Annotated in this window: 20 protein-coding genes; 7 read left to right on the top strand and 13 right to left on the bottom strand. The window is 70.0% G+C overall.

Annotated features, from left to right (window positions below; all coding sequences use genetic code 11):
- Positions 1–4: 4 nt before the first annotated feature.
- A complete protein-coding gene (locus ACVN90_RS18550; RefSeq protein WP_475099673.1) occupies positions 5–1234 on the bottom strand; it encodes a TetR/AcrR family transcriptional regulator in 1230 nt (409 codons plus the stop codon).
- Between the two features lie 194 nt (positions 1235–1428).
- On the opposite strand from ACVN90_RS18550, the gene ACVN90_RS18555 reads away from it, so the two are divergent.
- Positions 1429–3006: a long-chain-fatty-acid--CoA ligase gene (locus ACVN90_RS18555; RefSeq protein ID WP_475099674.1), complete on the top strand. Its 1578-nt coding sequence runs from the start codon at positions 1429–1431 to the stop codon at positions 3004–3006.
- A 3-nt stretch (positions 3007–3009) separates the two neighbouring features.
- The gene (locus ACVN90_RS18560; RefSeq protein ID WP_475099675.1) at positions 3010–4581 is read left to right on the top strand and encodes an alcohol dehydrogenase catalytic domain-containing protein; all 1572 of its coding nucleotides are present in this window, start codon (positions 3010–3012) and stop codon (positions 4579–4581) included.
- 91 nt (positions 4582–4672) lie between these two features.
- On the opposite strand, the gene ACVN90_RS18565 is transcribed toward ACVN90_RS18560, so the two are convergent.
- The 5 genes from ACVN90_RS18565 to ACVN90_RS18585 all read right to left on the bottom strand — a co-directional run bounded on the left by ACVN90_RS18565 (position 4673) and on the right by ACVN90_RS18585 (position 9568).
- Positions 4673–5128, bottom strand: coding sequence for a hotdog fold thioesterase (locus ACVN90_RS18565; RefSeq protein WP_475099676.1), 456 nt, complete (start codon positions 5126–5128; stop codon positions 4673–4675).
- A 4-nt stretch (positions 5129–5132) separates the two neighbouring features.
- Positions 5133–6323: a bifunctional 2-methylcitrate synthase/citrate synthase gene (locus tag ACVN90_RS18570; protein WP_475099677.1), complete on the bottom strand. Its 1191-nt coding sequence runs from the start codon at positions 6321–6323 to the stop codon at positions 5133–5135.
- A 23-nt stretch (positions 6324–6346) separates the two neighbouring features.
- Positions 6347–7246 (bottom strand): methylisocitrate lyase, encoded by a 900-nt coding sequence (prpB, locus tag ACVN90_RS18575; protein ID WP_475099678.1) that lies wholly within the window; start codon positions 7244–7246, stop codon positions 6347–6349.
- A 112-nt stretch (positions 7247–7358) separates the two neighbouring features.
- The gene (locus tag ACVN90_RS18580) at positions 7359–8885 is read right to left on the bottom strand and encodes an MmgE/PrpD family protein (RefSeq protein WP_475099679.1); all 1527 of its coding nucleotides are present in this window, start codon (positions 8883–8885) and stop codon (positions 7359–7361) included.
- Complete coding sequence (locus ACVN90_RS18585) at positions 8882–9568, bottom strand: GntR family transcriptional regulator (RefSeq protein ID WP_475099680.1); 687 nt, start codon at positions 9566–9568, stop codon at positions 8882–8884. Before ACVN90_RS18585 ends, ACVN90_RS18580 begins: the two co-directional genes overlap by 4 nt.
- Positions 9569–9753: 185 nt before the next feature.
- Between ACVN90_RS18585 and ACVN90_RS18590 the strand changes: the two genes are divergently transcribed.
- Complete coding sequence (locus ACVN90_RS18590; protein ID WP_475099681.1) at positions 9754–10332, top strand: hypothetical protein; 579 nt, start codon at positions 9754–9756, stop codon at positions 10330–10332.
- A gap of 18 nt (positions 10333–10350) precedes the next feature.
- On the opposite strand, the gene ACVN90_RS18595 is transcribed toward ACVN90_RS18590, so the two are convergent.
- Positions 10351–10770: a DUF1801 domain-containing protein gene (locus tag ACVN90_RS18595; protein WP_475099682.1), complete on the bottom strand. Its 420-nt coding sequence runs from the start codon at positions 10768–10770 to the stop codon at positions 10351–10353.
- An 83-nt stretch (positions 10771–10853) separates the two neighbouring features.
- Here ACVN90_RS18595 and ACVN90_RS18600 point away from each other — a divergent pair, with 83 nt between their 5' ends.
- Genes ACVN90_RS18600 through ACVN90_RS18615 form a run of 4 tightly spaced genes read left to right on the top strand, consistent with a single transcriptional unit; the run spans position 10854 to position 14457 of the window.
- Complete coding sequence (locus tag ACVN90_RS18600; protein ID WP_475099683.1) at positions 10854–11777, top strand: ABC transporter ATP-binding protein; 924 nt, start codon at positions 10854–10856, stop codon at positions 11775–11777.
- A complete protein-coding gene (locus tag ACVN90_RS18605; protein ID WP_475099684.1) occupies positions 11774–13393 on the top strand; it encodes an ABC transporter permease in 1620 nt (539 codons plus the stop codon). Before ACVN90_RS18600 ends, ACVN90_RS18605 begins: the two co-directional genes overlap by 4 nt.
- 7 nt (positions 13394–13400) lie before the next feature.
- Positions 13401–13916 (top strand): GbsR/MarR family transcriptional regulator, encoded by a 516-nt coding sequence (locus ACVN90_RS18610; protein ID WP_475099685.1) that lies wholly within the window; start codon positions 13401–13403, stop codon positions 13914–13916.
- A 10-nt stretch (positions 13917–13926) separates the two neighbouring features.
- Positions 13927–14457 (top strand): ribonuclease H family protein, encoded by a 531-nt coding sequence (locus ACVN90_RS18615; RefSeq protein ID WP_475099686.1) that lies wholly within the window; start codon positions 13927–13929, stop codon positions 14455–14457.
- 80 nt (positions 14458–14537) lie between these two features.
- Here ACVN90_RS18615 and ACVN90_RS18620 read toward each other — a convergent pair whose 3' ends face one another.
- The 6 genes from ACVN90_RS18620 to ACVN90_RS18645 form a co-directional block, all read right to left on the bottom strand.
- A complete protein-coding gene (locus ACVN90_RS18620) occupies positions 14538–14900 on the bottom strand; it encodes a VOC family protein (protein WP_475099687.1) in 363 nt (120 codons plus the stop codon).
- Between the two features lie 162 nt (positions 14901–15062).
- Positions 15063–15539, bottom strand: a complete 477-nt coding sequence (locus ACVN90_RS18625) for an NUDIX hydrolase (protein ID WP_475099688.1) — start codon at positions 15537–15539, stop codon at positions 15063–15065.
- Positions 15540–15542: 3 nt separating this feature from the next.
- On the bottom strand, positions 15543–16556 hold the full coding sequence (locus tag ACVN90_RS18630; protein WP_475099689.1) for an aldo/keto reductase family protein: 1014 nt from the start codon (positions 16554–16556) through the stop codon (positions 15543–15545).
- Between the two features lie 54 nt (positions 16557–16610).
- On the bottom strand, positions 16611–18737 hold the full coding sequence (locus tag ACVN90_RS18635) for an ABC transporter ATP-binding protein (RefSeq protein ID WP_475099690.1): 2127 nt from the start codon (positions 18735–18737) through the stop codon (positions 16611–16613).
- The gene (locus ACVN90_RS18640) at positions 18734–20467 is read right to left on the bottom strand and encodes an ABC transporter ATP-binding protein (RefSeq protein WP_475099691.1); all 1734 of its coding nucleotides are present in this window, start codon (positions 20465–20467) and stop codon (positions 18734–18736) included. The genes ACVN90_RS18635 and ACVN90_RS18640 overlap by 4 nt, the downstream gene beginning before the upstream one ends.
- A 296-nt stretch (positions 20468–20763) precedes the next feature.
- Positions 20764–22347: a DUF4407 domain-containing protein gene (locus ACVN90_RS18645; RefSeq protein WP_475099692.1), complete on the bottom strand. Its 1584-nt coding sequence runs from the start codon at positions 22345–22347 to the stop codon at positions 20764–20766.
- Between the last annotated feature and the right edge of the window lie 166 nt (positions 22348–22513).

Below are 22513 nucleotides of genomic sequence, written 5' to 3' on the forward strand. Positions count from 1 at the left end.
GCAGTCAGCGCGCGTCGATGCCGAGGACGATCTCGACCAGGCACGTCAGCCGCGCCGCGGCGGCGTCATCCCGCAGCGTGAGCAGCGGCGCCTGGTCGGTGACGACGCCCAGTCCGGCATGGACGAGGACGGATGCCTCGCGCCCGCCGAGTTCCGGACGCACAGCCTGCAGCAGCGCCGCCCAGTCGGCGATGTGCGCGCGCTGCATGGCGCGCAGGCGCCGCTGCTCGTCGGGCGCGAGGTTGCCGATCTCCGAGAAGTAGATGCGCATCAGCGCGAGGTGCGTGAAGGTGTGGTCGACGTACGCGCGGCAAAGTCGCTGCAGCGCGTCCTCGGGTGACGACGCCGACTCCCGCGCGTGCAGTGCCGCGCGCTCGAGCTCGACCGCCGCCCGTTCGCACGCGGCGAGGAGCAAAGCGGACTTGCCATCGAAGTGGCGGTAGACGCCCGACGGCGTGAGGTCCACCTCGACCGCGACGTCCTCGATGGTCACCTCGTTGTAGCCGCGCGCCGCGAACTGCCTGATCGCGGCGTCGATGAGGCGCGCCCGGCGACCCTGGTCGGAGGCGGGTTCGTCTTCGGGGGCACGCGGGGGCGCAGCATCCGTCCCCGTCACCGCATCGGGAGCCGGAATCGAGCCGTCCAGTGCACGCCATGCGGCGCCCGCCAGCAGCGTGCGCAGTGCCTTGGCACCGACGACCGTGCGGTGCGCCGTGATGCTCGCGACCACGCTCAGCGCGCCGAGTACGAGCAGCCGCCGGTCGGCCTCATCGACCTCGGGGCGGTAGGCGGCGTGCGCGGCCTCGAACCGCCGGCGGAGCAGGCGGAACTCGGACGTGAGCAGCTCGCGGTCGTCGGGCTCGAGGTAGCGGCCCTCCCACCGGTAGATGCCCCCGGTCGCGCGGAGCTCGATCGTGGTCGCGATGACCGCGTCGACCAGAGCGTCGAGGGCAGCGCGCCCCTCGTCGGGCGAGGCGAGCGGAAGCGCGGCGGCCGCATCGGTGTCTTCGATGAGGCGGTGCGCGATGGTGAACGCCGTCTGCACGAACAGTGCGTACTTGTTCGGGAAGTGCCGGTACAGGGCGGGAGCCGAGATGCCGACGGCCGCAGCAATGTCCTGCATGGCGACGGCGTGATAGCCGTTCTGCGCGAAGGCGAGGGCGGCGGCCTCCTCGATGCGGCGCTTGCGATCCCGCGGCCTGGTACGAGAGGCGGCAGGCGCGGCAGCGGGCATGCGGACAGCCTACTCGCGGCCTCGGACTCCGGCCTGGGACGCGAGGCGCTGTTCACTTCCACAGCGGCGATTCATGTGAATTCTCGTTAACAAAAGTCGTGACAACCGCCGCCACGCCTGGCATACTCGACACGAGCCACAGGTGCCGCAGGGTCGCGGCATCCGTTGACGACGACGTGACGAGAGGCCACCCGATGAACGACTCCGCTCCCACCGCGATCCCCGCCGCCGCGCGGCGCAACCACTGGATGAACCAGATCGCCACGCACGCCGAAATGAAGCCGGATGCTGCGGCCTTCCGCTTCCTCGGCGCCACGACCACATGGCGCGAGACGCGAGACCTCACCGACGCGTTCGCGGCGGCCCTCGCGCGCCGCGGCGTCGCCGCCGGCGACCGCGTGCTGCTGCTCACGCTGAACCGGCCCGAGGTCGTGATCTCGGTATTCGGCATCAATCGCATCGGCGCGATCGCCGTGCCGATCAACATCCGCCTCACGCCCCCCGAGATCGCGTACATCGTCGACGACGCCGACGCGGACGTGCTCATCGTCGAGGGCCCGCTCGCTCCGCTCGTGGGCGCCGTCGCCCAGATCACCGATCGCATCAAGAAGGTCATCGTGATCGGCGAGGCCGGCGAGGGCCAGGAGTCGTGGGCCGATCTCGCCGCGGAACACTCCGAAGGCTTCGAGGCACCCGACATCAGCGAAGACACGACGGCGCTCATCATGTACACCTCGGGCACGACCGGCCGCCCGAAGGGCGCGATGCTCGACCACATCAACCTGTACGCGCAGTCGATCACGTGCATCCGCGCCAACAACGTCGTCGACGAGAGCGACATCTCCTTCATGACGGCGCCGCTCTTCCACATCGCAGGTCTCGGGTCGATCGCGCCGAACTTCATCCTCGGCATCCCGACGGTGATCCACCCGCTCGGCGCGTTCAACGCCACCGAGCTCCTCGACGCCTGGGAGCGCGAGAAGGCGACGATCGTCTTCAACGTGCCGCAGCAATGGCAGGTGATCTGCGACGACCCGTCGATCCCCGAGCGCGACCTGCACCTGCGCATCATCAGCTGGGGCGCCGCACCGGCCTCCGACACGCTGCTGCACGCGATGGCCGACACGTTCCCGCACGCGACGAATGTCGCCGTCTTCGGCCAGACCGAGCTTTCGCCGATCACCTGCGTGCTCCGCGGCGAGGACTCCCTCCGCAAGCTCGGATCGGTCGGCAAGCCGATCCCGACGATCCAGTACCGCGTCGTGGACGAAGTCATGAACGACGTCGCACCCGGCGAGGTCGGCGAGATCGTGTACCGCGGACCGACGCTCATGAAGGGCTACTGGCGCAAGCCCGCCGAGACCGCCGAGGCGTTCGAGGGCGGCTGGTTCCACTCCGGCGATCTGGTCCGCCAGGACGACGAGGGCTTCGTGTGGGTCGTCGACCGCAAGAAGGACATGATCATCTCGGGCGGCGAGAACATCTACTGCGCCGAGGTCGAGAACGTGCTGTTCGCCCACCCCAAGATCCTCGACGCCGCGATCTACGGCCGAACTGACGAGCGGTGGGGCGAGGTGCCGGTCGCAGCGGTCGCGCTGGCGCCCGGCGAGGAGTTGACCGTCGAGGAGCTGCAGGCGTGGCTCAGCGACAAGCTCGCGCGGTTCAAGCAGCCCACGGCGCTGGTCGTCGTGCCCGCGCTCCCCCGCAACGCCGGGGGCAAGGTCAACAAGGTCGCGCTGCGCGCGGCCGACCGCGAGCTGACCCTCGCATAGGCCATGACAGCTGCTGTGGCCGCGCTCGTCCGTGAGCGCGGCGGATCCGTCGCGCTCACGGACGTCGCCCTGCGCTCCCCCGGGCCGCTCGAGCTCGTCGTCCGGGTGATGGCGTCCGGCGTGTGCCCGACCGACCTGTTCGGCATCGACGGCGGTGCCGGCGACCGCTTCCCCGCCGTCTTCGGGCACGAGGGTGCGGGCATCGTCGAAGCCGTCGGCGCAGAGGTGACGCGCGTGAAACCCGGCGACCGGGTCGTGCTCGGCTTCGGGTCGTGCGGTGCGTGCGACCCGTGCCGCGACGGGCACTCCGCGTACTGCGACCGCTTCGCCGAGCTCAACTATGCACCGCGCTCCGACGCGGCCATCGAGGGCGGCGAGCGCGTCACCACGGGATGGATGGCCCAGTCCTCGTGGGCGACCCGCATCGTCGTGCCCGAGTCGAGCGTGGTGCCGATCGGCGACGACGTGCCCTGGGCGGTGGCCGCGACGCTGGGCTGCGGCATCCTCACCGGAGCGGGCACCGTCCTCAACGTGCTGCGCCCCGAACCCCGCGACGCGCTGCTCGTGCTGGGCGCGGGCACCACCGGACTCGCGGCCGTCATGGCCGCCGCGCACCGGGGCGTCACGCGCATCGTCGTAAGCGACCCGGTCGCGGCGCGCCGCACCCTCGCCCTCGAGGTCGGCGCGACCGAGGCGCTCTCCCCCGACGACCTTGCGGCCCCGCGTCCGGCAGCCGTGTTCAGCCACGTGCTCGACACCGTCGGCATCCAGTCGTCGATCGATGCCGCCCTCGCCGCCGTCGCGCCCCGCGGCGTCGTCACGACGGTCGCGCTCAAGCCGGGCGCCAATCCGGTGACCGTGTCGCAGTCGCGCCTGCTGTGGGGCCGCACACTCACCGGCGTGATCGAGGGCGATGCCGACCTCACCCGCGACGTGCCGCTGCTCGCGGCGCTGTGGCGCGTCGGGCGGCTCCCGGTCGAGCGGCTCGTCGGCACGTACGCCTTCGCCGACGCGCAGGCCGCCATCGCCGACGCCCGCGCGGGACGCGTCGTCAAGCCCGTGCTCGAGATGGAGGTGGTGACGGATGCTGCGGCCGCAGCATCCGTCCGCCCTCTGGTCGACCGGCTCCGCGACGGTGTGCCCGACGACGACCTCACGGCGCTCTGGCGCTCGCTCCCCCCGGTCCGGACCGCGGAGCTGCGCGGACTGTGGCGCGGATGGGCCGCCACCCGCGACCACCGCGCCGGACGACTGCTCGAGCGCAGCCGCTGGTACGGCAAGCTGTTCCGCTCCGACGACGACGTCTCGCCCATCGTGTGCGCGACCGACGACGGCGAACTCTTCGCCGACGAGCGCCTCGCCCGCGGCGGCGCGACGCTGCGCACCGTCACGTACGACGGCGTCGCCACGGCGTCGATGATCTACGACGGCCAGCCGATCATCGACCACTTCGTGCGGCTGAGCCCCGACGCCGTGGTCGGCGTCATGACCGGCCGCGACACCGACGATCGCGGCAGCGCCTTCTACTTCGTCCTCGAGCGGACCGACGACCGGCCCATCACCGTGCGCCGATGACGGATGCTGCGGCCCGGCCATCGGCGCCACGCGCCGGTCGCGGGCGGGAAGCGGATGTTGCGGCCGCTCGCGGGGGGCCGCGGCATCCGTTTCAGGCCCGATCGTCGGGCGTTGCGTACGTGCTGCGCTGCTCGATGACCGCCAAGGTGCACCGCGAGACGCACACGAGCCGGCCGGCCTCGTCGGCGATCCGGATCTCCCACACGTGCACGCGGCGTCCGACGTTGATCGGCATCACCGTGCCGATGACCCAGCCCGAGGAGATCGGGCGCAGGTGGTTGGCGTTGATCTCCATGCCCACGACGTGGAACCGTTCGCGGTCCACGGCGAGGTAGCCGGCCCACGACGCGAGCGTCTCGGCGAGCGCCACCGACGCCCCGCCGTGGAGCACGCCCGCGGGCTGCACGGAGCGGTGGTCCACCGGCATTCGTCCCACCAGCGCATCGTCGCGGATCGCGACGATCTCGATGCCGAGGTTCTCGATGAGCGTGCCCGGCGCCATCGCCGACAGGTCGATGCCGGCGACGTCGCCGAACCAGAGGCTCATTGCCTCACCCCGCGGCTTCCTCTTCACGGTCGGCGGCGGCCTGGTGCGCAGCATCCGGAACATAGCCGTCGATGTGACGCTCGTCCGGGCCGTTGTACTCCGACAGCGGGCGGATGAGCGCGTTCGAGGCGAGCTGCTCCATGATGTGCGCCGTCCAGCCGGTGACGCGGGCCGCCACGAACAGCGGCGTGAAGGTGAGTGTGTCGAACCCGATGAGGTTGTACGCCGGACCGGACGGGTAATCGAGGTTCGGGTAGATGCCCTTGCGGCTCACGAACTCGCTCTCGAGCGTGTCGTAGAGCGCGGCGACCTCGGGGCGGTCGTAATGCTCGACGAGCGTGTCGAGAGCCGCCTTCATCGTCGGAACACGCGAGTCGCCCTTCTTGTACACGCGATGGCCGAAGCCCATGATCTTGCGCTTCTCGGCGAGCGCCTGGTCGAGCCACGGCCCGACGTTCTCGGCGGTGCCGATCTCGTCGAAGATGTGCAGCACGGCCTCGTTGGCGCCGCCGTGCAGCGGGCCCTTGAGCGCGCCGATCGCCGCGACGACCGCCGAGTAGAGGTCGCTGAGCGTCGACGTCACGACCCGGGCGGTGAACGTTGAAGCGTTGAACGAGTGCTCCGCGTACAGGATCATCGAGCGGTTGAACGCGTCGACCACGACATCGTCGGCGGTCTCGTCGAACGTCATCCAGAGGAAGTTCGCGGCGTAATCGAGGTCGTCGCGCGGAGCGACCGGCTGCAGGCCGCGGCGCCGGCGCTGCCCGTAGGCGACGATCGCGGGGAGCACGGCGAACAGACGCACGCTGCGCGCCAGGTTCTCGTCCTCGCTCCCGGCCACGTCGAGCACCGAGCCGGTGCCGGCGAGGTCGCGCGCTCCGATGAGGCTCACCGCGGTGCGCACCTCGTCCATCGGGTGCGCGTCGATCGGTACGAGGTCGATCGCGGCACGCACATCGGCGGGGAGGTGTCGGTACGCACGCTCGGTCGCGCGCAGCTGCGCGAGTTGCACGTCGGTCGGGAGTTCGCCGTGCCACAGCAGGTAGGCGACGGCCTCGAACGACTGCGTCGCGGCGAGCTCCTGCACCGGGTAGCCCCGATACAGCAGCGAGTTCGTCTCGGGGTTGACCTTCGAGACCGCCGTGTAGTCCACGACGACGCCGGCGAGGCCCTTCTTGATGTCGGGTTCGGTCATGACTGCTCCTTCGGGTCAGTGACTCAGCGCTGGATCTGGAAGTTGAAGACGTCCTGGTCGAAGTGGTTGTACTGCTCGTAGTCGATGAGGTCGTAGAGGTCGGCGCGGTGCTGCATCTCGCCGAGCCTGGACGTGAGGTGTCCTTCGTCGATGAGCGTATCGAGAGCGCGGGATGCTGCGCCCATCGCGATCCGCAGGAGCGAGACCGGCCAGATCACGATGTTGACGCCGACGCTCCGGAGCTGCTCGACGGAGAACAGCTCCGACTTCCCGAACTCGGTCATGTTGGCGAGGATCGGCACGTCCACGGCGGCCCGGATCGCGGCGAACTCCTCGAGCGTGCGCATCGCCTCGGGGAAGATCGCGTCCGCCCCGGCGTCGACGAGCGCATTGGCACGGTCGATCGCGGCATCCATCCCCTCCACGGCGCGGATGTCGGTGCGCGCCATGATGAGGAAGTTCGGGTCGCGGCGCGCGTCGGCTGCCGCCCGGATGCGCTTGATCGCGGTGTCCTCGTCCACCACTGCCTTGCCGTCGAGGTGGCCGCACCGCTTGGGGTTGATCTGATCCTCGATGTGCGTGCCGGCAAGGCCCGCGTCCTCGAGCGTCTGGATCGTGCGGGCGACGTTCATCGGCTCGCCGAAGCCGGTGTCGGCGTCGATGATCGCGGGGAGGTCGGTCATGCGCGCGATCTGCTGGCCCCGCGCCGCGACCTCGGTGAGCGTGGTGAGCCCGATGTCGGGCAGGCCCAGGTCGGCGCTGAGCACGGCGCCCGAGATGTAGACGCCCTCGAACCCCTTGCGCTCGATGAGGCGGGCGCTCAGTGGATTGAACGCCCCGGGGAACCGCAGCAGCTCACCGGACGCGAGCCGCTCGCGGAACAGCCGCCGCTTCTCGTGCGCGGGCACGGTGGAGTACAGCATCAGACACTCCGTCCTTCACAGAGTTCGCAGCATCCGTCGAACTTCGCAGCCATCGGGCGAACCGCTGCGAAACCCGCGCGATTCTGCGAAGTCTGGGAGCCCGCGGACAGCATCAGAACAGCCCCTTGGGCGCCGGGGCACCGGCCAGCACGCCGAAGTCGGCGACGATCGTGAGCTGCTGCACCTCTTCGGCGGTGAGCTCGGGCAGACGCTCGGCGAGCCCGAGGAAGCGCTCGATCTCGTCGGCCGAGAGCACCGGCTCGGCCAGCAGCCGGAACTTGCGCACGTAGTCCTCGCGGGCGAACGGCCGCGCACCGAGCGGGTGCGCGTCGGCGACGGCGATCTCGTCCACGATGGTCTCGCCGTTCGTGAGGCGGATCTCGACGCGACCGCCGAACGCCTTCTCGTCCGGGTCCTCCGAGTGGTAGCGGCGCGTCCACTCCTCGTCTTCGGCGGTGGTGATCTTCTGCCACAGCGCGACCGTGTCTTCACGCGCGGCCCGCGCCGGCAGGTAGGAGTCGACGTGGTGCCAGCCGCCGTCCTGCAGCGCGACGGCGAAGATGTAGGGGATCGAGTGGTCGAGCGTCTCGCGCGACGCGGTCGGGTCGTACTTCTGCGGGTCGTTCGCGCCCGAGCCGATCACGTAGTGCGTGTGGTGCGACGTGTGCAGCACGATCGCCTCCACGTTCGCCGGGTCGGCGAGCTCCGGGTGCTCGCCGTGGAGCTTGCGCGCGAGGTCGATCCACGCCTGCGCCTGGTACTCGGCCGAGTGCTCCTTCGTGTACGAGTCGAGGATGCCGCGCTTGGACTCCCCCGCGCCCGGCAGCGGCACCTCGTACGAGGCGTCCGGTCCGTCCAGCAGCCACGCGATCACGCCGTCCTCGCCCTCGTAGATCGGACTCGGCGACGTCTCCCCGCGCATCGCGCGGTCGACGGCCTCGACGGCGAGCTTGCCGGCGAACGCGGGGGCATGGGCCTTCCACGTCGAGATCTCGCCCTTGCGCGACTGGCGCGTAGCCGTCGTGGTGTGAAGCGCCTGGCCGACGGCCTGGTAGATGGTCTCGACGTCGAGTCCGAGCAGGGTGCCGATGCCGGCAGCGGCCGACGGGCCGAGGTGCGCGACGTGGTCGATCTTGTGCTTGTGCAGGCTGATCGCCCGCACCAGGTCGATCTGGATCTCGTACCCGGTCGCGAGGCCCCGCACGAGCGCGTGTCCGTCGGCGCCGACGTGCTGGGCGACCGCGACGATCGGCGGGATGTTGTCGCCCGGGTGCGAATAGTCGGCCGCGAGGAACGTGTCGTGGTAGTCGAGCTCGCGCACCGCGACGCCGTTCGCCCACGCCGCCCACTCCGGGCTCGTCTTGCGGTCCAGCGCGCAGCCGAACACCGTGGCGCCCGAGCCGCCGACCGACACGGCGTGGTCGAGAGCCTGCTGACGGGCGGCGCTCACGGGAGCACGGGTGAGGGATGCTGCGGCCACGGCCGCGTTGTCGATCACGCGGTTGATGATCATGTCGACGACCTCGGGCTCGACCTCGACGGGGTCGGCGGCGACCTCGGCGATATGCCACGCGAGCTGTCCTTCGCGAGCGAGGTTCTCGTCGCTGCGGTGGACACGGAGGTGGTGGATGACAGTCATGGCTGGCCTTTCAGGTCGAGCGCGGGAGAGTTCACGGGAGCTGCCGCGGTGAGCGACTCGAGGATGCTGCGGAGGGCGTTGTGCAGGTGCACGTGCGTCGCGTGGGCGGCGAGATCCGCGTCACGCGCCGAGATCGCCGCCGCGATGAGGCGGTGTTCGGCGACGGATGCTGCGAGCCGAGCGGGATTGTCGCGCGCGAGTCGCCGCACCCTGACGAGATGGGTGCGCACCGTGCGCAGCGCGGCGGTCAGGTAGTCGTTCGCGACGGCGGCGTCGAGCGCGAAGTCGAAGTCCGCGATGAGGGCGTAGTAGGCGTCTCGCCCGTCGGTGCCCGCCGCGCCGCCGTCGAGGTCGACTCGCGCGAACTCGCGCGCGAGGTCGGCGAAGGCGGCGGCATCCCCGCGCTCTGCGGCGAGCCGCGCGGCGGACTCCTCGAGGGCGCGGCGCACCTCGAAGATCTCGCGGATGTCGTCGGCATCGATCGCGGTGACCACGGTGACGCGCGGCGACTGCTGTGCGACGAGCCCGTCGGCGGCGAGCCGGCCGAGCGCTTCGCGCAGCGGCGTGCGGCTGACGCCCAGGCGGGCGGCTTGCTCGACCTCGCCGAGCACGGCTCCGGGCCGCAGGACGCCGGACTGGATCTCGTCGAGGAGGGTCGCGTACGCGCGGTCACTGGCACGCATCCGCATCACCTCCTCGTTCGACGCCTCGGCCAGTGTATACACAAACACGCCGGAATCGCACTCCGAGGGGGGAACGGGCTGGTATTCGTATACAAAGCCGTCTCCGTAGGGAGTTCACCCGATATCGGCGCGGAATCGGCGGGTATACCCTCCGCAGCATCGGGGCGCTGAACGAAGGAGACGCAATGAAGCACATGCGCGCAGCGGCCGCCATCGCCGCGATCGCGGGGGCCCTTCTCATCATCGGCACGACGTCCGCCTCGGCGGCGCGCCCCGAGATCGACCACTGGACCGTCACCGACAGTCATATCGAACAGGAGGAGCACGACGACTTCTGCCTCGACGAGGCGGGCAACGAGATCGTCCCGTTCGACGTCCTCTTCGAGGAGAACTCGCACGGCAACTTCCGCGGACTGACGCGAGGCGGCGTCTTGTACGAGCAGAGCAGCGTGCACATCGAGCTCTCGTGGACCAACGTCGAGACCGGGAAGTCCTTCAGCTCCGTATGGCAGGGACTGGAGAAAGACCACGAAGTGGTCGACAACGGCGATGGCACGTTCACCGTCACCGTGCTGTTCACCGGTCCGACCAAGTACTACGACGATGCGGGCGAGCGGGTCTTCACCGACGTCGGCCGCACCTTCGCGACGATCCTCGTCGACGAGAACCGCGAATTCCTCGAGTTCCTGGGAGGAGACAGCAAAGGTCGATTCGAAACCGAGGGCCGCGATTTCTGTCTCGACCTGATCGAGTTCACCAGCTGATCCGGTCGAGGCTCGGCCTCAATCCGCCACCGTGACTTCGGCTGCCGGCGGCGGCACGCGGTGCCCGATCGCGTGCTCCAGCAGTGCCCGCAGCTCGGGCCGGGCGACGTCCTCGAGCGAGGCGAGGCGCACGTTGCGCACCCTGGCGCCGGTGCCGCCCAGGAGCCCAGCGGGGTCATCGAGCTCCGCGCCGTACGGGAACGCGAGCGCGACGTGCGCGACGTGGGCGAGGATCCACGCGAACTGCTCGGAGTTCTTCTTCGGCCCCGTGCCGTAGCCGGAGCTGCGCTGCGCGGGCCACACGACCTCGACGGTCTGCGGCAGCACGTCGAAGATCAGCCGGCGCGCTGCCAGGGCGATCTCGCGCACGGCCGCCGAGCGATGGTCGAGGGTCGCACGGAAGGGGGTGGAGTCGGTGGTGACGATGCCGGCGGCCATGGCGCGACCGTATCCCGGCTACGGCCGTGAGGAAAGCGTGAGGAACATTCAGCAATTTGTGAAATCGGCGTAGCGTCTGCGCCATGACCACAGTCATCCGCACGAGCGGTCTCACGAAGCACTACGGTCGCGTCCACGCCCTGGACGGACTCGACCTCGCTGTCGACGAGGGTCAGGTGCACGGCTTCCTCGGCCCCAACGGCGCCGGCAAGTCCACCACGATCCGGATCCTGCTCGGGCTCGCCCGCAAGACCGGGGGCGAAGCATCCGTCTTCGGGCTTCAGCCCTGGCGCGACGCCGTCAAGATCCACCGGCGCGTCGCGTACATCCCCGGCGACGTCAGCGTGTGGCCGAATCTGTCGGGTGGTGAGGCGATCGACCTGCTCGCGCGCCTGCGCGGCGCTTCGCGGCACGACAAGGCGTACGCCGACGAGAAGGCGCGCCTGATGGAGGCGTTCCAGTTCGACCCCCGCAAGAAGGGCCGCGCCTACTCGAAGGGCAATCGGCAGAAGGTCGCACTGATCGCCGCCTTCGCGGTGCCGGCAGATCTGTACATCCTCGACGAGCCGACGAGCGGCCTCGACCCGCTCATGGACGTCATGTTCCGCCGTGAGGTCGCGCGCGTGCACGCCGCGGGCGCCACCGTGCTGCTGTCGAGCCACATCCTGTCGGAGGTCGAGCAGCTGTGCGACCGGGTCTCGATCATCCGCGCGGGGCGCGTCGTCGAGAGCGGCACCCTCGCCGACATGCGTCATCTCACCCGCACCGAGGTCTCGTACGAGGGGACGGATGCCACACCCGTCGCCGCGCTCGCGGCGGCGCACGACGCCCTCGTCGAAGACGGCCGCGTTCGTTTCACGGTCGACAGCGATCAGGTCTCCGGAGTGCTCCCCGAGCTCTCGCGCCTCGGCGTCGCGGGGCTCCGGGTCGCACCGCCGTCGCTCGAGGAGCTCTTCCTGCGCCACTACGGCGACGATCTGGCGGTGCTGGAGAGGAACGGGCGATGAGCCGTCTCGCAACGCTGCTCGCTCAGCGCCTGCGTCGAGACTGGCTGCAGCTGACGCTGTGGATCGCCGGCACCATGGCGCTCGCACTCGCAGGCCTCTCCGGCGCGACGAGCACCTACGGCACGGAGCAGGAGCGGACGGCGCTCCTCGCCACGGTCATGGCCAACCCGGTGATCCTCCTTTTCCGCGGGCTGCCGTCCGGCCCGGGCGAGCAGTCCTTCGTCGTCTTCCTCCTCATGCCGTTCCTCGTGATGATGGCGGCGTTCATGAGCACGTTCCTGGCGGTGCGTCACACGCGCGGCGACGAGGAGGCCGGACGCCTCGAGATCGTCGCGGCCACGACGGCGGGAAGGACCATGCCGTCGGTCGCGACGATCGTCCACGGCGTGCTCGCCAACCTTGTTCTTGGTGTGCTCGTCGCCGCCGCCTTCCTCAGCGGGGGCTCGCCCGCCGAGGGCTCCTGGCTCGCCGGGTTCACCGCCGCGTGCGGCGGGCTGGCGTATCTGGGCGTCGCGCTCCTCTCCGCGCAGCTCATGCGCACCTCGCGCGGCGCGAACTCCCTCGCGGTGTGGGTGCTCGTCGTGACTTACTTCATCGCCGGCATCGGCAATGCCGTCGGCACCCCGAGCGACGACCTCACCCACATGGAGAGCTCGTGGCTGACCTGGCTCTCGCCGTTCGGATGGGCCGAGAACACCCGCGCGTTCGACGAGAACCTGTGGTGGCCCGCCTTCCTGTGCCTCGGGGCGTTCGTCGGGCTCGCGGGGGCGGCGCTCGCCCTCCAGACCGTGCGCGACCTCGACGCGAGCATCATCCCCGAGCGTCAGGGCCGCCCAGGCGCGGGCGCGACACTGTCGACGCCGACAGCGCTCGTCACGCGGCTCGCGGCGGGTTCCACGATCGGCTGGATGGCGGGCGCGTTCTTCGCGGGGGCGCTGTCGACCTCGCTCGGGTCGGTTGTGAACGAGATGGGTTCGGACAATCCCGCGGTCGCCGACATGCTCAGGGCGCTCTCGGCCGAAGCCGACCTCGAGCAGGCGGTCGTCGTCGTCTTCTTCACGATGGTGGGGCTGCTCGCCGCCTGCGCGGGAGTGCAAACGGTCGCCCGCGCCCGCCAGGAGGAGGCGCACGGCACCGCCGAGCCCGTGCTCGCCACGCCCGTGCAGCGCGTGCGGTGGCTCGCCGACTTCGTCGTCGTGGGGTTCATCGCCATCGTCCTGACCTGCGCGGCGGCGTTCGTCGGTGCATGGGCGGGTGCGGCGAGCCTCGACAACGGCGCCGCCCTGACCGGCGATGCGTTCGTGGCCGCATGGGGCCAGGCGATCGCAGCATCCGTCTTCCTCGTCCTGACCGCCCTCGTCTTCACGATCGCGCCGCGCTGGACGATCCCGCTGGGATGGACCCTCGTCACGGCCGCGATCGTGTTCGGTCTCTTCGGACCACTTCTCGGGCTCCCCGAGTGGGTGACGAACCTCTCGCCGTTCTCGGTCGCGCCCGTGCCGAGCGGAAGCGAGGTCGACGTCCGCGGGATGTGGTGGCTGCTCCTGGCGGTCGGCGTCGGTGCCGCGGCATCCCTGACGCTCATGCGCCGGCGCGAGCTCGCGTCAGCCGGATAGCGCCGACATGACGAACGAGCACCCGGGCACCGAGGCGGCCGAGCAGGCGGCCGCCATGCTCACGGCCGTGGGAATGCCGCGCATGCCCGCGCGCGTCATGATGGCCCTCGCCGGCTCGCCCGACGAGGGTTACACGGCCGCCGACCTCGCCGACCGCCTCGGGGTGTCCGCCGCGGCGGTATCGGGGGCTGTGCGCTACCTCGTCTCGATGCGGCTGATCCACCGGCTCTCGCGCCCGGGCGACCGCCGCGACCGCTACGACCTCGCCGAGGACTCATGGTCGGGCATGATCGCAGCGAATGCGCCCCTGTACGGCACCCTCGCGGCGTCGCTCGATCGCATCGCCGACGAGAATCCTTCGGCGCCCGCCTCGGCCGCGCGGGCGCACGAGATCGCCGACTTCCTCCGGTATCTCGCGGAACGGATGCCGCAGCTCGCGGCCGAGTGGCGCGCAGGGCGCGACGCGCCCGGGGAAGAAGGGTCGCCGCCGGCGGTGGGCGGCGAGGGCGCTGCGGCCGGGTAGCCTTGCCCGGGTGACCGACGCGACCCGCTACATCGTTGCCACCGACGGAGCCTGCAAGGGCAACCCTGGACCGACGGGGTGGGCCTGGGTCGGCGAGGACGGGCACTGGGCAGCGGGCGCGATCCCCTCAGGGACCAACAACATCGGTGAGCTGATGGGCCTGCTCAAGGCCATCGAGGACCACGCCGACGTCGCCAACCTCGTCGTGCAGGCCGACTCGAAGTACGCGATCGACACGTACACGAAGTGGATGGACGGCCACCGCCGCCGCGGCTGGAAGACCTCGACGGGCGCGCCGACGAAGAACGTCGACATCCTCGAGCAGCTCATCGCCGCGCGCGACGCACGCCGCGCCGCCGGCCTCCCCGACGTCGAGCTCGAGCACGTGCGCGGCCACTCCGGCCACGTGCTCAACGCGTGGGCCGACGAGCGCGCCGTGCGCGCCTCGGAGCACGCCGCCAAGGGCACGGCGAGTGCGTGGTCGTCGCTGGGCGCGCAGGACCGCCTCGACGTCTCGGCGCGCCCGAAGAACGGGCGCTGACCGGCCCGCGGTCGCTCGGGTGGCCCGACACGCGGAGCCGTTTGACCGATCCCGCGCGTCGTGACACCCGAGTTCGGGTGTCAGCCCTGCATCGACCCCTCGAAGAGCCCGATCTGGTTGCCGTCGGGGTCGGCGATGACCGCCCACCAGCTCGTCGGCGTGATCTCGGACTTCTCACGCACGAGGCTGCCACCGGACGCCGTCGCCTTCGCCACCGTGTCGTCGATGGAGTCCACCTCGACGTATGAGCGCGTGTTCGTGAAGCCCTCTTCGCGCAGGCCCAGTCCGCCGCCGGAGATCCCGTTCGGCGCCTGCCACATGGGGTAGCCCTCGAAGCCCGGCACCTCGGCGATCTGCCAGCCGAAGAGCCCGGAGTAGAACGCGGCCCCATCCTCGAGGTCGCTGACGGGGATGTCGATGTGCGTGATGTCGCCGTGAGCCATGGGTCTCCCTCTCGTTCAGGTCGGACCCGGTCAGTCTCCGCCGCGCGCGCCGCACCCACAACCCCCCGCGAGAGAACACCTGGCGGACGAGAGGTAGTGAAACAACCACCCTCTCGTCCGCCAGCTGTTCTCTCGCGGAAATAGCCGCGGCGAAGAGGCGACTCAGCCGGCGGCGGCCTCTGCCAGATGCTTCTCGAGCGCGTCGATCGCCGGACGCTGACCCTTCACCAGGCGTTCGCGTGCGACATCGAGGTCCGTCCACTCCGCGCGATCGACCTCGGGGAACCGTGCCGTCTTCCCGGAGCGCGGCGGCCACTCCAGCTCGAACTCGCCGAACTCCAGGCCGTCGAGCGAGAACCCGGTGCCGTCGGCGACGAACACCGTCACGCGCTTGCCCGACGAGTAGGCGAAAGTGCCGAGCTCGGCGTAGGGCGGCGCGGGCGGGTCGATGCCGAGCTCCTCGCGGAACTCGCGGCGCGCAGCATCCAACGCGCCCTCCTCCCCTTCGGCGAACTCCCCCTTGGGGATCGACCAGGCGCCGGCGTCCTTGCTCGCCCAGAACGGCCCGCCCATGTGCGCGATGAGCACCTGGGGTTCGGGCGCGATCCGGTACAGCAGGATGCCGGCGCTGGTGATCACGGGTCAGACGATACGGGTCTTCGGCGAGACCGTGTAGGTGTCCTCGGGATCGCTGAACACGACGTCGCCGAGAGCGGAGTCGATCGCCGCGAGGGTGTCGGCGTCGAGCACGACGCCCGAGGCCTTCACCGTCTCGGCGAGCTGCTCGGGACGGGATGCCCCCACCAGCGCCGATGCGACGTTCTTGTTCTGCAGCACCCACGCGATGGCGAGCTGCGGCATCGACAGGCCCGCCTGCTCGGCGACGGGCTTCAGCCGCTGGACGGCCTCGAGCACCTCATCGCGGAGGAAGGACTGGATGAAGCGCGCGCCGCTCTTGTCGTCCGTTGCGCGCGAGCCCTCCGGCAACGGCTGACCGGGCAGGTACTTGCCCGACAGCACACCCTGCGCCATCGGCGACCACACGATCTGCGAGATGCCGAGCTCCTCCGACGCCGGCACGACCTTGCCCTCGATCACGCGCCACAGCGCCGAGTACTGGGGCTGGTTCGAGATGAGCTGCACGCCGTAGCTCTTGGCGAGTGCGTGGCCCTCGCGCAGCTGCTCGGCAGTCCACTCCGAGACGCCGATGTAGAGCGCCTTGCCCTGGCGCACGACGTCGGCGAACGCCTGGAACGTCTCTTCGAGCGGCGTCTCGTAGTCGAAGCGGTGAGCCTGGTAGAGGTCGACGTAGTCGGTGCCGAGGCGCTTCAGCGACCCGTTGATGGACTCGAAGATGTGCTTGCGGCTGAGGCCGGTGTCGTTGGGGCCCTGCGGGCCGGTCGGGAAGTAGACCTTCGTGAAGATCTCGAGGGATTCGCGGCGCTGGCCCGAGAGCGCCTTGCCGAGGACCTCCTCGGCGGCCGTGTTGGCGTAGACGTCAGCCGTGTCGAACGTGGTGATGCCGGCGTCGAGCGCCGCGTGGACCGTGGCGACGGCGGCCGAGTCGTCGACCTGCGAGCCGTGGGTGACCCAGTTGCCGTAGGTGATCTCGCTGACCTTGAGACCGCTGTTTCCGAGGTACCGGTAATTGACCATGAGAAAACGCTACCCGCCCCGATGGGTGCATCGGAGCGGGCAGCGTCAACGAGATCAGACGACCGGTGCGGTCTCGTCCTCGATCGCGTCGTCCTCGGCGGCCTCGGCGCGCTCGCCGGACTCCGCGTCGACGGCCAGCGCGCGGGCCTCTTCGTCGAGATCGGCCGCGGCCTGCTCGAACTGCGAGTTGTACAGGCGGAAGTACGCGCCCTTGGCCGCGATGAGCTCGTCGTGCGTGCCCTTCTCGACGATCCCGCCGTTCTCCATCACGAGGATGAGGTCGGCGTCGCGGATGGTCGACAGACGGTGCGCGATCACGAACGATGTGCGCCCCTCGCGGAGGGCGGCCATCGCGTGCTGCAGCAGCAGCTCCGTACGGGTGTCGACGGAGCTCGTCGCCTCGTCGAGGATCAGCACCGAGGGCTGCGCCACGAACGCGCGCGCGATCGTGATGAGCTGCTTCTCGCCGGCCGAGATGTTCGACGCGTCCTCGTCGAGGAGCGTGTCGTAGCCGTCGGGCAGCGAGTGCACGAACCGGTCGACGTACGTCGCCCTCGCGGCGGCGAGGATCTCGTCGTCGGTGGCGTCGGCGCGACCGTAGCGGATGTTCTCGCGGATCGTGCCGGCGAACAGCCACGGGTCCTGCAGCACCATGCCGGTCTCAGCGCGGATGTCGCGCCGCGTGAGGTCGGCGATGTTCTGCCCGTTGAGCAGGATGCGGCCGCCGTCGAGCTCGTAGAAGCGCATCAGCAGGTTCACGAGCGTCGTCTTGCCGGCGCCGGTCGGGCCCACGATCGCGACAGTCTGGCCGGGCTCGACCCGGAACGACAGGTCGTGGATGAGCGGGCGGTCGGGCGAGTACGAGAACGCGACGTCCTGGAATTCGATCGTGCCGTCGCCCTCGACGAGCGCCGGGGCGTCTTCGGCGTCGGGCTCCTGCTCGGGCTCGTCGAGCAGCTCGAACACGCGCTCGGCCGAGGCGGTGCCCGACTGCACGACCGCGGCCATGCCGCCGAGCTCGGCCAGCGGCTGCGTGAACTGCTGCGAGTACTGGATGAACGCCTGCACGTCGCCGAGGCGCAACTGGCCACCCGCGACCATGAGCGCACCGAAGACCGCGATGCCCACGTAGGTGAGGTTCCCGATGAACATCATCGCCGGCATCATGATGTTCGACAGGAACTGCGCCTTGAACGAGGCCTGGTAGAGCTCCTCGTTCTCCTCGCGGAACGCCTCGCGCGACGCCTGCTCGCGGCCGAACACCTTGACCAGGGCGTGGCCGGAGAACGACTCTTCGACGCGCGCGTTGAGGCGGCCGACCTTGCGCCACTGGATGCCGAACGCCTTCTGCGAGCGCGGCCCGATGACGCCGAACAGCACGCCCATGAGCGGGAAGCTGATCAGCACCACGAGCGTCAGCTGCCAAGAGATGGTCAGCATCATGATGAGCACGCCGATGACGGTGAGCACGCTGGTGAGCGCCTGCGACAGCGACTGCTGCATCATCTGCGTGATGTTGTCGATGTCGTTGGTGACGCGCGAGATCAGCTCGCCGCGCTGCACGCGGTCGAAGTGGCGCAGCGGCAGGCGGTTGATCTTCGCCTCCACCTGTTCGCGCAGGCGCCACATGACGCGCACCATGATCACGTTGATGACGTAGCCCTGCAGCCACATCAGCAACGACGACGCGAAGTACAACCCGAGCACGATCAGCAGGACGCGGCTGAGCGCCATGAAGTCGACGCCGGCGCCGGGCACGAAGTGCTCCATGGCCGAGACGATGTTGGCGAGGTCCTGCTGCCCCGAGGCCTCTAGCCCCGCGACGACCTGCTCCTTGGTCATGCCGGCGGGAGCCATCGACGACACGACGCCCTCGAAGAGGATGTTGGTCGCCTCGCCGAGCACCTTGGGCGACAGCACCGCGAGGACGACGCCGATCGAGCCGAGTATCGACACGAAGACGAACGCCCAGGCGTTCGGACGCAGCAGTCCGATCAGCCGGCGGAAGGCGGGCCAGAAGTGCGCGGCCTTGCCCGGCGCGACGGCGCCGCTCCAGTCGTCGGCCGCGATGCGCGCCTGCTCGCCGAGCTCGATCTCGGCCTTCTCCTCGGCGCTCAGCTCGGCCACGGCCTGGCGCACGCGGCGGCGGGACGTCTTCTCGGTGTTCTTGTCGTCGCTCATCGGGCGACCTCCGCTCCGAGCTGGGATTCGACGATCTCGCGGTAGGTCTGGCTCATCTCGAGCAGCTGCTCGTGCGTGCCGATTCCCACGATGCCGCCGTCGTCGAGGACGACGATGCGGTCGGCGTCGGTGATCGTCGAGACACGCTGGGCGACGACGATCTTGGTGACGTCGGGAAGCTCCCGCCACAGCGCCTGCCGCAGTCGCGCGTCGGTGGTGAGATCGAGCGCCGAGAACGAGTCGTCGAACACGAGCACCTTCGGCTGGTGGACGATGGCCCGTGCGATCGCGAGCCGCTGCCGCTGCCCACCCGACACGTTGGTGCCGCCCTGGGCGATCGGCGCGTCGAGTCCGGCGTCCATCTGGCTCACGAAGTCGCTCGCCTGGGCGATCTCGAGCGCGCGCCAGAGCTCGGCATCCGTCGCGTCCTCGCGGCCGAAGCGCAGGTTCGACGCGATCGTGCCCGAGAACAGGAACGGGCGCTGCGGAACGAGCCCGATCGTGCTCCACAGCGCATCGAGGTCGGCACGCCGCACGTCGACGCCGCCCACCTCGACGACGCCGTCGGTGACGTCGAACAGGCGAGGGATCAGCGACACCAGCGTGGTCTTGCCGGCACCGGTCGAGCCGACGACGGCGACCGTCTCACCGGGCTCGGCGCGGAAGGTGATGCCCGACAGGATCGGGTGCTCGGCGCCCGGATAGGTGAACGCGACGTCGCGGAAGGCGACGGTGCCGGGCGTCGGGAACCGTCCGACGGCGTCGGACGGACGCTCCAGCGACGAGTGCGTGTCGAGCACCTCCCCGACGCGCTCGGCCGACACGGCGGCGCGCGGGATCATCAGCGTCATGAAGCTCGCCATCATGACGCCCGAGAGGATGATCATCGCGTACTGCATGAACGCGAAGAGCGTGCCGATCTGGATCTCGCCGCTGTCGACCTGCATGCCGCCGAACCAGATCACGCCGATCACGGTGACGTTGAGGATCAGCATGACCGCCGGGAACAGCACCACGAACAGCGACCCGACCTTGCGGCCGACGACCATGATGTCGGTGTTGGCCTCCCGGAAGCGCTCCTCTTCGATGGGCTCGCGGACGAACGCGCGGATGACGCGGATGCCCGTGAGCTGCTCGCGCATCACGCGGTTCACGCCGTCGAGCTTGCCCTGGTAGCTGCGGAACAGCGGCACCATGCGGGCGATGAGCAGACCGGCGACCAGGAGCAGCACCGGCACGGCGACCGCGAGGATCCACGCGAGGCTGGCGGCCTGCTCGATCGCGAGCACGACGCCGCCGATCGCGAGCAGCGGCGCGGTGACGAGGAACGTCGCCCCCATCATCGCGAGCATCTGCACCTGCTGCACGTCGTTGGTGTTGCGGGTGATGAGCGAGCCGGCGCCGAAGCCGGTGACTTCGCGCTCGGAGAAGCCCGAGACGCGCTCGAAGATGTCGTCGCGGATGTCGCGACCGAGACTCATCGCGGCGCGCGCGGCGAAGTAGGTCGCGATGATGGACGCGACGATCTGACCCAGCGACACCGTCAGCATGACGACGCCGGTGCGCCAGATGTAGTCGGTGTCGCCCTTCGAGACGCCGTTGTCGATGATGTCGGCGTTCAGGCTGGGCAGGTACAGCGAGGCGACGGCGGAGGCTGATTGGAACAGCAGCACGCCGAGCAGGAGCCAGCCATACGGTTTGAGGTATCGGACGAGGAGTTTTGCCAGCACGAGGGTTCTCCCGGACTCGGCGAAGCCATGGCAAGGCTCCGCCTCTGCGGATGTGAGGGTGCCGACCCACCTTCGCACGGGCCGCCGACATCGCGGCAGTCCCGTTCACTGAGGGCGGAACGGGGGACGTGGGTGCCTCCCAGCGGCGACCCGCGGTCACTCTAACACGATATATCGCGAAGTTCGAGACCGCTCCCACCCGCACCCGGAATCGCGAGAGGGTAGGTTTCCGCACACCGTGGCGTGCGGATACCCACCCTCTCGCGATTCTCGGCTTCGGAGGACGGATGCTGCGGCTAGGCCTGCCCGCCCTGGGCGATGTCGGCCCGCTCGCGCCAGCTGCGCGCCGTGACGCGGTCGAGGGCGACCTGGCGGCGCAGCGCGTCGGCCTTCTCGTAGAGGGAGGGCTCGCCCCAGCTCGTGAGCACCTTCACGAGCACCGGCAGCAGCTCGATCATGAAGAACAGCCCGGCGATCAGCCAGTGCGCCCACGCGAGCATGGGCTCGCGTTCCGACAGACGCTCGAGCCCGCTGATCTGGCTCAAGAGGCCCACCGCGCCGGAGTTGCCGCTCGCGATCTCCGCCGCACGGGCGTCGTAGGCGGCGAGCGCGGCCTGGTACTGCTCGCGCGCGCCCGGCAGCTCGTCCTCGGCCTGCTGCTTGTTCACCTCTTCCGAGGCGCTCGCGTCAGCCGTGCCCGCCGCTTGCGCGGCGGCGAGGTCGGCCTGCGCGGCCGTCAGCTGCGAGTTCAGGTCGTCGTACGCCGACTGGGCGGCCGCGAGCTGCGCCTCCGCGGCATCCGAGCTGGCACCCTCGCCCGCGACGCCGCTGCAGCCAGGCACGTCGCCCGCACCCTGACCGGTGAGCTCGCACTGGTAGATCGCGCGTGCCTGGTCGATGACCTGCTGCTGCGCGGCGAGCTTCGCGGTGAGGTCGTCCACGGTCTGCTGGGCCGAGGCCGCCGACGCCGACGTCGTGTCGGCGCCCGCCACCACTCCGCTGGCCGCCTGGCTCTCGAGTGCCGCGACACGCTCGCTCGCGGCATCCAGCGCCTGCTTCTCCGGCCCGGCGGTGACGGCGTCCTGATCGGTCTGCGCCTGGGTGATGTTCGTGGCGTTGACCTCGCGCGCGATGTCGTTGTGGAAGATCTGCAGCACGAGCGGCTCGGCCACGACGATGCCGATCACCGCGGCCATGATGACGCGAGGGATCGCGAGCGCGATCAGCCGCCCGATGCTCTGCGAGGAACGCATCGTCGAGGTGAGGAACCGGTCGAGGTTGAAGATGATGAGCGCCCACACGATCGCGAGCGGCAGCGCTCCCCACACGACGATCCGCACGCCGGTCGTGAGCGCGAAGTACATCGAGATCGCCGAGATCAGCGCCGTGCCGGCGATCACGAAGAACATCTGCACGAAGCGCGGCGTCTCGGTCGGCACCTCGTCGAGCACCGACCCGTCGGCACCGCCGAGGATCGCGAGCTTGCGCCAGCCCGAGGTCCGCTCCCGACGCGGGCGCTTCGCCCGCTTCGCGCGGACGGGAGGAACGGATGCTGCCGCCTCCGGCTCTTCGTCGACATCGGGTTCGTCGACCCGCGGCTCGTCGATCGCGCCCCACTCGCCGATCGTCGCCGGCTCCACCACGACCGGCTCGCTCACCGCGACCGGCTGGGTCGGGTTCATCGCCAGCGCGTCGTCGAGCAGGTCCCGGGTCTCGGGGAACGGATCCTCTGGGCCGTCGGCGTCGGTCGGCTCACCCGCGGCCTGCTGCGCGCGCACGTCGTCGAGGTACAGATCCTCCGCCTCTTCGCCGTCTGTCTCGAACTCGATCCGGCCGTCGGAGCCGAACCGGCCCGGCCGGTGCGCAGAGTAAGAAGACATCCGCACACCCTAGAGCGGGCAACCTGTGGACCAGGTGTATTAGAGCCGCGTGAGAGCACGGGTGCCGCGCGCCGCAGCATCCGTCACCCGCCCTCGCCGCGTGCGAAGTCCGGACTTCGCACGATCCGGAGGTCGGGACGCAGCGTTTCCCGGACCGACCCGGATC

Source organism: Microbacterium sp. F01 (assembly GCF_056156365.1).